Raw genomic sequence first — 13,449 nt, forward strand, 5'->3', positions numbered from 1 at the left:
CAGCATGAAACAAAGCTAAAAGAAGTCTCACTTTGGATCGTGCTCGATGCTGGTCATTCAGGGAAAACCGACTTTGGCGGCCTTCCGTCTCAGCTACAATCAATCTTACTGAAACACGCGTCTTTAATCTTGCGAAAAGGAAGTCAATCATGAAGAATCACCTTGATGACATCACCAAACTTATGGCACTCGCGCCTACTGCTGATAGTTATGCTATCCAGCGTCGACAAACCGCCCACCGCATCGCCATTGCCGACACGTGGCAGGTTCAACCCGATGAAAACATTCTCGAAATCGGCTGTGGTCAAGGTGACTTGAGCACAGTTTTGGCCGATCGTGTCGGCCCCGGCGGCCATGTCACCGGCATTGATATTGCGCCGCGCGAGTACGGAGCACCACTGACATTGGGCCAAGCATGGGATCACTTATTTAATGGTCCATTAGCCAAACGCTTAACGGTACATTTCAATACCAACCTCACAAACGGACTTGGCTCACTTGCCGATCAACATTTTGACCGAATCGTCATGGCTCACAGTCTTTGGTACTTTGAGTCCGCCAATGCATTGGCGCTGCTCTTAAACAACTTGCGGACGATTGGCGATTTTGTGGATGTTGCGGAATGGTCACTGCAGCCTACTGCGCTTAATCAAATCGGTCATCTGCAGGCAGCTATGATCCAAGGACTGCTTTATGCAATCGCTCCTAGTGATGTTGCTAACATCCGCACCCTGATCACGCCGGACACTTTGACCCAAATGGCACATGACCATACCTGGACCTATACGGCAGGCCAACTGATCGAAGACCCGGATTTGGATGATGCTCGCTGGGAAATCGCAACCACCAACGCTTTGCTGACAGAGTTGAAGTTAAGTACCGATTTACGTGATCGTGTGAAGCCGCAACTGGAAGCGATGCAACACAATGGCACCGCTACTCTGCCAACTTTTACCGGCCGCATCACGTTTTAACCGCCAAGAAAGCTGATGATGAACGATGATCGAATTTGTACCGGCAACTGCCGCCGACTTGCCTAAAATAGTCGCCATTTATAACGAAACGATCCCTACCCATGAGGCAACTGCGGATTTACAGCCACAAACCGTTGCGCAAAAATCCGCGTGGTTCGCCGCGCACAACGACCATTTCCCGGCGTGGGTGATCCAAAACCACCACGAAACAGTTGGCTGGCTGACACTCTCGGCTTACAGCGACCGCGCGGCGTATGACCAAACAGCCGAGATCAGTTTGTATCTCGATCGAGCTGCCCGTGGTCATCACGTCGGCAGCGCCGCACTGGCCTTCGTTGATCACGAGGCCCCTGCCCACGGCCTGACCACCGTCATCGCCCGCATCTTTGGTCACAACCAGACAAGCCGCCATTTATTTCAGAAATTTGGCTACGACCAGTGGGGCCACTTACCGGCCATCGCGACTTTGCCAGAAGGCCACGCAGATCTGGAGGTTTATGGTAAGCATTTTGTAATATCGGCCAGTAAATAGAAACAGACAAATGAGTCTCAGCCGCAGTATTTGCGAAACTCATTTGTCTGTTTTTTTGTAACCCGTGAATAGCAGTAACTCACTCTTGCTCACCGGCAAGGGTGTCTTCCTGCTGCCTAATACGCCGCATAGTGCGGACATAGGAACTGACCAGTACTAGCACGCTGCCGAACCATGCCAAAGGGTTGGCGGCGGACGCGCCGGCAAAGCCGAAAGGCACCACTAGGAAAATGGCCGCAAACGCCCGCATGCCGAGTTCGAAGAAGCCCGCAACGGTCGGTACCAAAGTCTGGCCCAATCCTTGCAGCAAATTGCGAATCGTGAACAGAATCGCTAACAACCAATACATGCTGGCATTGTAATGGAAATACGTCTGGGCCAAAGCCGTAACCGCTGGCTGATTCGGACCAAGGAATAAGTTGACGAGTGGTTTACTGAAGAAAATAATCAAGGCTCCTAGCACCAATGACAAGCCGACATTGACAACCAGCGTCTGGTAAACTCCGCGACGGATACGACCATAAGCTTTTGCACCAAGATTCTGTGCCGCAAACGTGGCCATGGCTACCCCGAACGAAGAAGAAGGCAACGTCGCCAGCTGGTCAATCCGTCCGGCCGCCGTGTACGCCGCGACCGCGTTGGTGCCAAGCGTGTTGAGCATGACCTGTAAAATCACCGCCCCAATAGCAATGATGGACATTTGAAAGCCCATCGGCAGGCCCACTTTTAGATGGCGCAAAATATCCCGCCAATCGATTCGTAGGTCACTGCGTCGGATGACTAACAACGGAATTCTCATGCGGATATACACCCAGCAAAGAAGTGCCGCAATGACTTGGGCACTGACGGTTGCGTAACCGGCACCGGCAACCCCGGAATGAAAACCAAGAATGAACCAAAAGTCCAATGCAATATTGATAATGGTCGCAATAATCAGGAAGATCAGTGGCGTTCGCGAATCACCCAGTGCCCGTAACATATTGCTCAACAAGTTGAACGCCATCGACGCAATAATGCCAAAGTAAATGACCCGCACAAAGGCAATCGAATCGTCCATGATGTCCGGTGGCGTCTGCATCAGCGCAAGCAATGGTCGCGTCATGCTCACCGCGCCGACAGTCAGGATCAAGGAAATACCAAGCGTAATCCAAACACTCGTCCCAAAACTCCGCCGCACCCGCCGATAATCATGGGCACCATAAGCTTGCGCCGTTAAGATCGACAATCCTGCCGTTGTTCCTTGGGCAAAGCCGATAATTAAAAAAACAATACTAGATGTTGCACCGACAGCTGCCAAAGCATCTTTGCCAATCGTTCGGCCAACAATCAGCGCATCCATAAAACTGTAAAGCTGTTGAAAAAGATTCCCGATTAACAGTGGGATCGTAAACAACACGATCAGTTTCAATGGTTTGCCAATTGTTAAATTGCGCATATTAACCTCCAAAATTTTTGTGTTTGTGTGACTGCGGGTGGGGAAAGGCTAAGCTTCTTTCTTACTCCCATAACGCGCTCACCGGCGCAGGAGTCTGCGTGTAAGGACCTTGGTCGCAATGTCCACTTACACTCCGACTCCTAAGCGCGCCGGTTCGCGCTCAACAATTTTTCCACCATAGCACAAAAAACCAGACAGCTGAATAACTGTCTGGTAAATGAAATATATTTGCAATCAAACGTCGGCGCCGCCACCACCGGAGCTGCCGCCGCCCCAGCTTGAGCCGCCTCCGGATCCGCCGCCAAAACCACCGCCGAACCCGCCTCCGCCGCCTCTTCGGCCTGCAGAGAGCAAGGCGTCGATGATCAGCCACAGCCAGAAGCCGCTATCGCCATCGCGGCGGCGACCTCCGCGGCCACCACCGCCACGGCCGCCAAAGATAAGCGCAACGACAACAACCGCCAGGAAGATTAAAATAATTTTTCCCAAGAGGCTGCCACCTTGATTGTGGCCTGTGCTGCGGTATTGATTCATGGTGTCATCGGATACTGTGTTCTGGTCTTTTGGAAATTTATATTTCTTATCAATCACAGTCGCAACGGCATTAAACACCTTACGCAACGCTCGGTTTAAATCTGCCTTGTTATGTGACTTAATCGACTTCAGATTGCTGTCAAGAATCTGCCCAGCCAAGGCATCCGGCAAATCACCTTCAAGGCCATAACCCACTTCGATCCGCAGATTCTGTTTGCCATTATTGTCGGCATACAGAATCAGGACACCATTATCAGTGCCCTTTTTGCCAATGCCCCACTTTTGAAACAAATCCGGGGCATAGTCTGACAGCGGATCGCCGTGGGTGGACTTTAAAGCAGCGACTGCAATTTGCGGCTGCTGCTTTGTCCCCTGGTAGTAGCGATTCTTTTGATCAACTAATTGCTTGGTTTCATCGTCAAGATAATGGCCCTGATCCAGGTAATAATGGTCAGTCGGTCGTGCCGGCAGATTCTCAGCCGCTGCCACCGGATGAGCTGCACCGGCAAACAGCAGCAAGCCTGTCAGCGCGGCTAATAACCACGCTAAATGCCTGCGCATGGCGCCACCTACTTCCCGGTACTGGAGCTATTACTTGAAAAGTCAACGCTTGGCACTGTCTGGGCTGACGGGGTGGCTTTGAAGGTATCCTTCTTACCCAAGCCCATCATACTGGCAAAAATGTTCTTCGGGAACGTCACCACGCTTTGATTGTAATCACGTACTTTGTCAATATAGCGTTTCCGTTCAACCGAAATCCGGTTCTCACTGCCTTCAAGCTGTGTCATCAACGTGTTCACCTGGTTACTGCTTTGCAAACTCGGATAGTTTTCCTTGATAACGTTAATTAAGGTACCTACGCTCTTGTTCAACTGATCGTCAGCCTTAGCCTTGCCAGTTGTTGTGTTCGCGTTTGCATAGGACTTGCGGGCTTCGGCAATCTCACCGAAGACCTTTTGTTCCTGACCCATCTGGCCCTTAACGGCATTCACCAGGTTAGGCACCAAATCCGCACGCCGCTGCATGACATTTTCAACTTGGCTCCATTGTGCCTCAACCGCCTGATTCTGCTTTGCTAATGAGTTATACGTGCCAATCCCAAAAATCAGGCAGATGGCCACAATCACGCCGAGCACAATACTTGTAACTGCAACTGGACTTAGTCGTTTCGTTTTCATCATCAATTCTCCTCTGGGACGCACCTCAGCAGCAAAAAAAAACGTTGCTAGGCCAATTCGCGTCCGTAATCAAGTTTTTCACTTCCTTTTTATTTTACCATGCCGGTACCAATCAACATCCGGCTAAAGACGGATCTGTTACTTAAAGTAGTTAAACCCAATGGCATCACGAACTTCCTGCAAGGTTTGATTGGCAACCACATTGGCCTTAGCCGAACCCTGTTTGAGCATTTCCGCAACCGCACCCATATCCTCCGCGTAACGAGCCCGCCGTGTGCGAATCGGTTCAAGCACGGCCTCCATAACATCGATCAGGTAGCGTTTAATATTGACATCCCCTAAGCCACCATGTTGATACTGCTCTTTCAACTTGGCAACCTGTGCTTTATCCGGATCAAAAATGTCTAGATAAGTAAACACGACATTGCCTTCGACCTTGCCCGGATCTTCGACATGAATGTGGTTGGGGTCGGTATACATCGACATGATCTTCTTCTTAACGGTGTCTGCATCATCAGCCAGATAGATACCATTGTTGAGACTCTTACTCATTTTGGCATTGCCATCGATGCCAGGAAGTCGGCCTAACCCCTTTGGTGGGAAATAGCCTTCTGGTTCGACTAACACATCTTTGTGATAAGTACGATTAAAAGTCCGCACGATTTCGCGGGTTTGTTCCAGCATCGGTTCCTGGTCATCCCCGACCGGAACGGTTGTCGCCTTGAACGCCGTGATATCAGCTGCTTGGCTGACCGGATAAATGAAAAAACCGGCTGGAACACTATCACCAAAAGCCTTTTGCTTAATTTCAGACTTCACGGTCGGATTGCGTTCCAAGCGATTGACGGTCACCAAGTCGAGATAGTACGCCGTCAACTCAAAAAGTGCTGGAATCTGGCTCTGGATCAAAATCGTTGTTTTGTCAGGATCAATCCCGACAGCCAGATAGTCTAGCGCCACTTCCAACAACGAATGCCGGATTTTCTCCGGATCATTTGCGTTGTCGGTCAATGCCTGCGTATCCGCAATCATCACAAAAGTTTCGTAATCACCTGAGTTCTGCAGCTCAACTCGATTCTTCAATGAACCAATGTAATGACCAATATGCAACCGTCCTGTTGGTCGATCACCAGTTAAAATCACTTTTTTTACCATACTAGCTACCTCCTTGAATTAAATGAGCGTGACCTGGCGCGGTTAGGAGCCGGAGAACGTGTAAAAAAAGACGCCCCATGTCATTGCAACATAGGACGCCTGAGCGCGGTACCACCTAACTTGTCCGACTTGCGGACCTCTCTTGGCTTAAGGCGCACCCACCGAACAAAACGCAAGCGACCCAACTTCACCTATCCCGGCCATCGACTTCACAACGCCGCCGACTCTCTGGAGACCTTTTAGATAGGCTACTCATCGCTTGTGTGAATATGAGTTTAGATTAGCCAACTATAAATACAATGTCAACTCATAGCGCTAGCTTAAAACAAATACTGCAAGTCACTCTGCGCACTCGGGTAAGCGTAAATCTGATTAAGTTCAGCCGGTTTTTTACCCGCATCAATGGCTGCTGCGAAGGTGTTGATTAGATCTTCTGCCAAACTGGCGAGTACGACGGCACCGGCGAGCTTGCCGGTTGTTTTGTCGACAATCGTCCATACTTGTGCATCCGGATCCTGCAGCCGATGATATGTGTACCATTGAGTGGTATCGTTATGAACCACCTGATACCGATCAGGCGCAGCTTCTGCGTCTTCAAGCGCTACGCCAACTTTGGCAAGCTCGGTCGGTCCAAAGACAATTGTCGGAATCGCAGGATAATGAATCGGTTCCTGGCTACCCAAGATCTGGCTAGCCACATAACGCCCTTCAAATCCGGCAACTGGCGTCAATTTCGGTTGCGGTTTCAAGTTCACATCGCCAAGCGCATAGATATTAGGAACGACCGTACGCAAATGATCATCAACCGGAATCCCCCGAGTATCAGCCTTGATACCGGCATTGGCGAGACCGAGGTCAGCAACATTAGCAATGCGACCCATGGCTGTAATCGCCATATCGACATTCATGTCAAAATCATCCGCATGCAGATGCGTCATCGTACCGAGCGGACTGATTTTCGTGAGTTCAACATTAGGGTGAAAATGAATGCCAGACTTGATCAACAGCTGCTTCAACGCTTCGGTGGCGACTTTTGGAAAAGCCCGCAACAGACGATCGGAGTGTCCGATGATATGCACTTCCGCACCAGCAGCGGCTGCAATATTAGCAAGCTCGACGCTAACATAACCGGCGCCGATAAACGCGATGCTGGTCGGCAGCTCATCTAAGTCCAGAAAATCGCGGCTTGTTTTCAACAAATTGGCTCCGGGGATATCCGGAAAGCGCGGCGTGTGACCCGTTGCGATGACAATATGTTCACCGGTGACATTTTGGGAGCCGACTTTAACGGCGTGTTCGCCGAGCAACTGTGCCCGGCCATATAACGTTTTAATGCCGGTGCGGGTTAAGCCGTTCAATGTCCCGGCCGGAATACCGCTTGTGTAGCCACGCTTAAATGCCATCAAGGACGGCCAATCGATTTTTGCCGTTCCGCTAATCCCCAAGCCGTTCATCCGCAAGGCGGCATTTTTCACTTCGACACCACGATACAGCATCTTTTTCGGATCACAGCCGTAGTTGGGACAGGTGCCACCCCATAAATCGCCTTCAATGACTAATACCTTCTGTTGCGCCGCGAGACCATAAGCAGCCGCTAAGCCGCCCGGGCCACCGCCAATGACAATCGTGTCATAATCATATGCCATTACGATCACTCCGTTTCTGTATTTTGATCAACAAATGCGCTTGCCAGATAAGCAACCACACTATGCGTATTGACCACAAACGAACCGTGGTCAGTATGCACCTGCAACGTTTCATGTGCGTCTAACAGCGGCAGCGCCTCCGCTAAGGTCAGGTTGCCGCCGACCGTATGCCGGGCTGTCACTTTGACCGCAAACGGGGCCAACTGACTGAGGGTTACCTGCAATCCTTGATTGGCCTGCGCTCCCTTGAAAAGATCGGCCACAAAATCATTCGCCGGCTGGGTCGCAATCGCTTCTGGCGTGTCGACCTGCAAGAGCTTCCCGCTGTGCATCACACCGATCCGATCGCCTAGCTTCATTGCCTCCGCCATATCATGGGTGACAAAAATGACAGTCGTTTTCATAGCACGATGCAGCTGCAGTAACATGTCCTGCAGTTGGGTTCGTGAAATCGGATCAAGAGCGGAAAACGGTTCATCCATCAACACGACTTTAGGCCGTGATGCCAACGCGCGTAAAATCCCGATCCGCTGTTGCTGGCCACCTGAAAGCTCACTAGGCATCCGAGTGCGATATTCGGCTGGCGGTAAATCAACCATGGTCAACAGTTCATCGGTTGCCTGACGAATTTTTTGCCGCGACCATCCTTTCATTTCCGGAATCACAGCAATGTTTTGCGCAACGGTCATGGTTGGAAACAACGCAATTTGTTGCAAAACATAGCCTAGATTCCACCGCAAATCGCGAATCGGGTAACTGGTGAGCGGCTTGCCGGCAAATTTAATGGTGCCGCTAGTTGGCTCAACCAGGCGATTAATCATTTTCAACGTGGTGGTTTTGCCGCTCCCAGAGGTTCCGACCAAGACAAATAGCTCGCCTTGCTCCACATTCAGGCTCAAGTCGTCAACCACCGGCTTGCCATCGTAGGCTTTGGTCACGTGTTCCAAGCTAATCAGTGCCATCAGCGTGCCTCCTTTAACAGACCATGCCGGATAAGGTAACGATGTGCCACCGTGGCGGCTTTTTCGCGGCGGACACTGACCGCATAGTTCATATCTTGCATCTGCTTTTCGGTGATGTGGTTCGCCAGCTTATTTAACGCCTTGACCAGATGCGGATGATCCTCGGCAAAACGACTGCGCATGAGCGGCGCACCGCGATAAATCGGGAACAAGCCTTTGTCATCCTTCAAAGCGACAAGGTGATACTGGCGCAATTGCGCATCTGTCGTGTAGCCGTCAGTTAAATTAATCTGTCCGCGGTCCAATGCCTGATATCGCAGCGACGGATCCATTGAATCGACTTTAAACTGGAGGCCATATTTCTGCTTGATGCCTTTATACCCATCCTGGCGATCAATGAATTCCAAGTCGAAGCCGGCACGAATCGACGGAGCAATTTTGGCTAAATCACTGATGGTCTTTAACTGGTAGCGTTTAGCAAAACTGGCCTTGACAACCAACGCGTAAGTATTGTTGTAAGCCATTGGTTTTAGATAGCGTAACCCTTGCTTCGCGAGCAGTTGCTGGGCCAGCGGATAATTATTCTTGCCTGCTGCCACTTGCTTCTGTTGGGCGGCAGTCGGCTTCGTCAAGCTTTCCAGCACGGTGCCGGAAAATTCAGGGTATATGTTGATCTTATCGGTTCGCAGCGCGTTGTACAAGAAGCTCGTCTGGCCAAAATTCGGTTTCAACGTCACCTGCACATCAGGGTCAGCCTGTTGTATCAAATCCTTGTACATGTGAATCAGAATATCCGGCTCACTGCCTAGCTTACCGGCAATGGTGATCGTTTCTTTAGGCGCCGTCGCCCAGTTGTATACCTGCGTGCCGACTAAGCCAAAAACAACAATGGCCACAGCCCCCACGCTCAGTTTCCAATTCACTTTTTGCATCAGATTTAACAACCACGAGAAGACGATGGCCAACAAAGCCGCAGCCAGTGCGCCCATCAAGGTCAGCGCAGCATCGTTGCGATCGATTCCCAGCAAAATAAACGTTCCCAGTCCACCTGCACCGATCAAAGCGGCTAACGTGGCAGTTCCGATAATCAACACCATCGCCGTGCGCACGCCAGATAAAATGACTGGCAACGCAATCGGCAACTCGACTTTAAACAGTTTGCGCAGGCGACTCATCCCAAATGCATCGGCAGCTTCTTCATATGAAGGATCGATATCCTGCAGCCCGATATAGGTATTTTGAAAAATCGGCAGCAGTGCGTAAACGACCAAAGCAATGATCGCCGGCACCGTGCCGATACCGACGAAAGGAATCAATAATCCTAACAAAGCTAACGAAGGAATTGTTTGCAAAACTCCAGTGACCTGAAGTAAAATTGCCGCGATTTTTGAATGTGTCTGCACCCAAACAGCCAGCGGAATAGCAATCACGACCGCTATAATAAGTGCAGTCAAGGATATTTCAATATGTTGTCCCAAAGCATTAAGCAATTCGCCGTGGCGCTCGGCAACTGTCCGCCATAAATCAGCCATGTCTTACCTCCATTTCACTCGATTATGTCTAAGTGTACCACCTTGATTTCCGCTACAACAACACGCGTCCGTTATACCGCTTTACTTTACTTTTCGGGCTACCGGGCGTAAGATTATCCACACTATTTTAAACACAGAGAGGAGCGCCGTTTGATGAAAAATGCAACCAAAGCGGAAGAACAAGCACGCGTTACGGCGGTTATCGAGAAGCTAAAGGCAAGGTTAGCGGCTATTCATGAGCAAATCGAAGCGGCGCACCGCGAGACCAGCCGCATCGAACGGGCTTATGGTGAAAACACGAAAGTCAACGTCACCGAAGTCGATGATCAAATGGAAACCAATGCCGCCGTTCAGCAGCAAAAGGTTATGGTTGCGCGGGCCGTTGAAAACGAAACGATCCTCAAACACGAGGGCGATCGGCTGACATTACTGGCGGACAATCCTTATTTTGGCCGCATTGACATCGATGAAGACGGCGAGCCTGACACCCTCTATATCGGAACAGCAACGTTCATTGATGAAAATGGCGATTTTCTGGTGTATGACTGGCGCGCGCCGATCAGTTCCATTTACTACAATGGCACACTTGGCGATGTCACCTACGACACGCCTGCCGGAGAACAGCATGCGGTTTTGAAAAACAAGCGCCAATTTCAGATTGAACACGGTCATATCAAAACTATGTTTGACACCAACGAAACCGTGGGCGATGAAATTCTACAATCTGTCCTTGGCGATCAATCGGACGAATACATGAAAAACATCGTCGCTACGATCCAGCGCGAGCAAAACGACATCATCCGCGATACGTCAAGCGATTTACTCGTCGTCCAAGGTGTCGCCGGCTCCGGCAAAACCAGTGCTGTGCTGCAGCGAGTTGCCTACCTGCTGTACCACAGCCGCAGAGATCTGGATGCCGACCAAATGGTGCTCTTTTCACCTAACCGCCTATTTGCCAATTATATTTCGCAAGTGCTGCCGAGTCTCGGTGAAAAGAACATGCGCCAGGCAACATTGTTTGAATTCTTGGCCAACCGCTTCACCGGCCTGCATGTCGAAACACTGTTTGAACGGTATGAGCACGACGCGGCGGGGTTGCCGAAAGCTGCCGAAACCATTCGCCGCTTCAAGGAAGCTCCGAGTTACTTGGAAGCCATTTATGACTTTGCCAAAAAGCCGGATCGCACACCGCACTTCATTGATGTTGAATTTAATGGCGAAACTTTCTTCTCTGCCACTGAGATTGCTAAAATCTACCAATCCCAACCGACATTGATGCAGCCGGTCGATAAGTTCACAGCGACTAAAAATGCTTTGATCAAACGACTGAACGTACGCATTCACGAAGAAGCCAAGGCAGATTGGGCACAACTTCAGGTTTCTGACTTATCGCAAAGCGAATTGGAAACCCTGACCGCCGAGCATGAATTCGCGACCGGTGAAGACGAGCAACAGTTTGTGTCGGAGGCCATTGTATCCAAGGCGTTCGCGCCAATTTATGATGCGCTATACAACGATCACTTTTATGATGTATTCCAAGACTATCAGCACTTCATGGCGCAGCTTGACGCCCCGGTCAGTGACGCGATTTGGCAAACCATGATCACGGCCTTTTCCGATGGGATTGAATCGCATCACCTGCGCTTGGAGGATGCGGCACCGTTGCTGTACCTGCGCGATCTTAGCACTGGCAGCGGCCAAAACAGTCTCATTCAGTATGTTTTTGTCGATGAAATGCAGGATTTCAGTATGGCGCAGTTGCTGTATCTGAAGCACGCTTTCCCTAAAGCCAAGTTAACCTTGCTGGGCGATGCCAAGCAGGATGTCTTTACCAGCAACTATCAGCCGAGTGACTTCATTCACGAAATCAAAGATGTCTTTGCGGGGTACAAAATTCGGCTCATCACATTAAACAAGAGCTATCGTTCAACACAGCCAATCACTAATTTTGCCAAGGCTCTGTTGCCTGAACACGAGCATATTCAATCCTTCAATCGCGCTGGCGACAAACCGGAAGTGCTGACGGTTCCGCGCGCGGATGCAGCCGCGGCTTTGTCCAAGCTGGTCACGCATCTGTTAACCGCTGACGGTACCGTGGCGATTTTAACCAAGGACGCCCAAACCGCCGATCAGCTTTACACGACGCTCAAGCTCGATACGCCAGTTACGCTATTGTCCGCAAACGATCACAGCCTCAAAAGCGGTTGTGTCATTCTGCCGGTTTACTTGGCCAAGGGACTTGAATTCGATGCGGTCGTGGGTTGGGATGTCTCTGCATCGACCTACCAAAATGAAGCTGATCGCGATATTCTCTACACCCTCTGCTCCCGCGCGTTGCACCATTTAAACCTAGTCGCGCTGGACGAGCCCAGTCCGCTGATCACGGCATTGCCGACTGATCTTTATCGGCACGCTGGCGATGCATCGGAGGCAAGGGTTTAGTAGCTTCGACTGTCCATGGCTGGGCTCAGAGTTCTATGCCGCACCAAACTCCGCAATCTCCGGCTTGGCACTAAGATCTTGTTCCACCAACTTTGTAATACTTACAAGAATCGGCACTAACGATGACTGATCCTGATCGTTAGCGCCGATTTGATTTTGCAACTAATATTATGCTAGCTTATCAATGAAAGCTCTTTAATCAACGTTCTAAATAAAAAAACCGGAGGCAATGCTTTGTTCAATCTGCTTCGAACCTTCATGGCGGTTTATGAAACCCGCAGCTTTTCTTTGGCAGCCGAGCAGCTGTTTTCCAGTCAGCCGACTGTCTCACATCACATTCACCAACTGGAGCATGAGCTGAATGTTTCGCTTTTTGAGCGTAACAAACGCAGTGCCACCATTCCGACAGCGGCGGCTGATATCCTCTATGAATTCAGCAGCAACATGCTTGCTGACTGGGATAAAACTAAGCAAGCCATGCAAAACACCACTGCAACTGCTTCGGTTGAATTGAATATCGGCATTTCACAAAGTGTCGCCGTTGTTTTGTTCCCTGACTTGGCACGCGGATTGAAAGCAGCCTTCCCTTTTCTAGAATTTAATGTTGCTGTTTTGAACTCGCTCCAAGTAGTCAAGCAGATGGAGGCACGGCGGCTCGATTTGGGGTTCATCGAACAACCGTTGACGTTAAAAGGTGCAACTAGAACCACGCTTTGTGCGGATCAATTGGTGGTGGCAGGTTGGTCCACCGGTACTTGGCTCACGCGCGAGGAAGGCTCCGGCATGCGCTATTACACAACTGCCTATCTCCAAGAAGCTGGTATCACGCCGGATCACCTTATGACCGTTAACAATAACAGCATGCTGCGAGCACTAGTGCAAAACAAGGTCGGTCAGGCGTTGCTTTCGGATCGAATCGTCCCCCAAGAAGTGCCGCAGCAAACTATCGGTGCAAAGTTTCGCCGGCATTTTTATCTGTTGCAAAACCCTGATGCTCACTGGCCGCACAAGCAAGCTATGCTGGACACGATCCAGCGTTTAGCCAACAAGGTCGACTAA

The 13,449-nt window shown here is 50.4% G+C and carries 12 protein-coding genes; 4 read left to right on the forward strand and 8 right to left on the reverse strand.

All coding sequences use genetic code 11. From position 1 onward, the window contains the following. Nucleotides 1-149 precede the first annotated feature (149 nt). Together BVJ53_RS03705 and BVJ53_RS03710 are read left to right on the forward strand one after the other, a co-directional pair. A complete protein-coding gene (locus BVJ53_RS03705) occupies nucleotides 150-974 on the forward strand; it encodes a class I SAM-dependent methyltransferase (protein WP_129301210.1) in 825 nt (274 codons plus the stop codon). Between the two features lie 25 nt (nucleotides 975-999). Next, nucleotides 1,000-1,506 (forward strand): GNAT family N-acetyltransferase, encoded by a 507-nt coding sequence (locus tag BVJ53_RS03710; RefSeq protein ID WP_129301211.1) that lies wholly within the window; start codon nucleotides 1,000-1,002, stop codon nucleotides 1,504-1,506. A gap of 79 nt (nucleotides 1,507-1,585) precedes the next feature. Here the strand turns inward: BVJ53_RS03710 and BVJ53_RS03715 are convergent, their stop codons facing one another. From BVJ53_RS03715 to BVJ53_RS03745, 7 genes are all read right to left on the reverse strand, one after another. Next, entirely contained in the window at nucleotides 1,586-2,941 is a 1,356-nt protein-coding gene (locus BVJ53_RS03715) for an MATE family efflux transporter (protein WP_129301212.1), read from the reverse strand. 234 nt (nucleotides 2,942-3,175) lie between these two features. Next, nucleotides 3,176-4,036, reverse strand: coding sequence for a TPM domain-containing protein (locus tag BVJ53_RS03720; protein ID WP_129301213.1), 861 nt, complete (start codon nucleotides 4,034-4,036; stop codon nucleotides 3,176-3,178). An 8-nt stretch (nucleotides 4,037-4,044) separates the two neighbouring features. Further along, nucleotides 4,045-4,653, reverse strand: a complete 609-nt coding sequence (locus tag BVJ53_RS03725; RefSeq protein ID WP_129301214.1) for a LemA family protein — start codon at nucleotides 4,651-4,653, stop codon at nucleotides 4,045-4,047. A gap of 138 nt (nucleotides 4,654-4,791) precedes the next feature. Continuing rightward, complete coding sequence (trpS, locus tag BVJ53_RS03730; RefSeq protein WP_129301215.1) at nucleotides 4,792-5,808, reverse strand: tryptophan--tRNA ligase; 1,017 nt, start codon at nucleotides 5,806-5,808, stop codon at nucleotides 4,792-4,794. Between the two features lie 320 nt (nucleotides 5,809-6,128). Next, entirely contained in the window at nucleotides 6,129-7,454 is a 1,326-nt protein-coding gene (locus BVJ53_RS03735; RefSeq protein ID WP_129301216.1) for a dihydrolipoyl dehydrogenase family protein, read from the reverse strand. 5 nt (nucleotides 7,455-7,459) lie between these two features. Then, nucleotides 7,460-8,416 carry an ABC transporter ATP-binding protein gene (locus BVJ53_RS03740; protein WP_129301217.1) on the reverse strand — a complete coding sequence of 319 codons (957 nt, stop codon included), beginning with the start codon at nucleotides 8,414-8,416 and terminating at the stop codon, nucleotides 7,460-7,462. Next, a complete protein-coding gene (locus tag BVJ53_RS03745; protein ID WP_129301218.1) occupies nucleotides 8,416-9,948 on the reverse strand; it encodes an ABC transporter permease/substrate-binding protein in 1,533 nt (510 codons plus the stop codon). The genes BVJ53_RS03740 and BVJ53_RS03745 overlap by 1 nt, the downstream gene beginning before the upstream one ends. 153 nt (nucleotides 9,949-10,101) lie before the next feature. Here BVJ53_RS03745 and helD point away from each other — a divergent pair, with 153 nt between their 5' ends. Beyond that, nucleotides 10,102-12,390, forward strand: a complete 2,289-nt coding sequence (gene helD, locus BVJ53_RS03750) for an RNA polymerase recycling motor HelD (protein WP_129301219.1) — start codon at nucleotides 10,102-10,104, stop codon at nucleotides 12,388-12,390. A gap of 33 nt (nucleotides 12,391-12,423) precedes the next feature. Here helD and BVJ53_RS15445 read toward each other — a convergent pair whose 3' ends face one another. Then, a complete protein-coding gene (locus BVJ53_RS15445; protein WP_263932526.1) occupies nucleotides 12,424-12,552 on the reverse strand; it encodes a hypothetical protein in 129 nt (42 codons plus the stop codon). 72 nt (nucleotides 12,553-12,624) lie between these two features. On the opposite strand from BVJ53_RS15445, the gene BVJ53_RS03755 reads away from it, so the two are divergent. After that, nucleotides 12,625-13,449, forward strand: a complete 825-nt coding sequence (locus BVJ53_RS03755; RefSeq protein WP_129301220.1) for a LysR family transcriptional regulator — start codon at nucleotides 12,625-12,627, stop codon at nucleotides 13,447-13,449.

The organism is Lacticaseibacillus chiayiensis, assembly GCF_004123795.1.
Classification (GTDB): Bacteria; Bacillota; Bacilli; order Lactobacillales; family Lactobacillaceae; genus Lacticaseibacillus; species Lacticaseibacillus chiayiensis.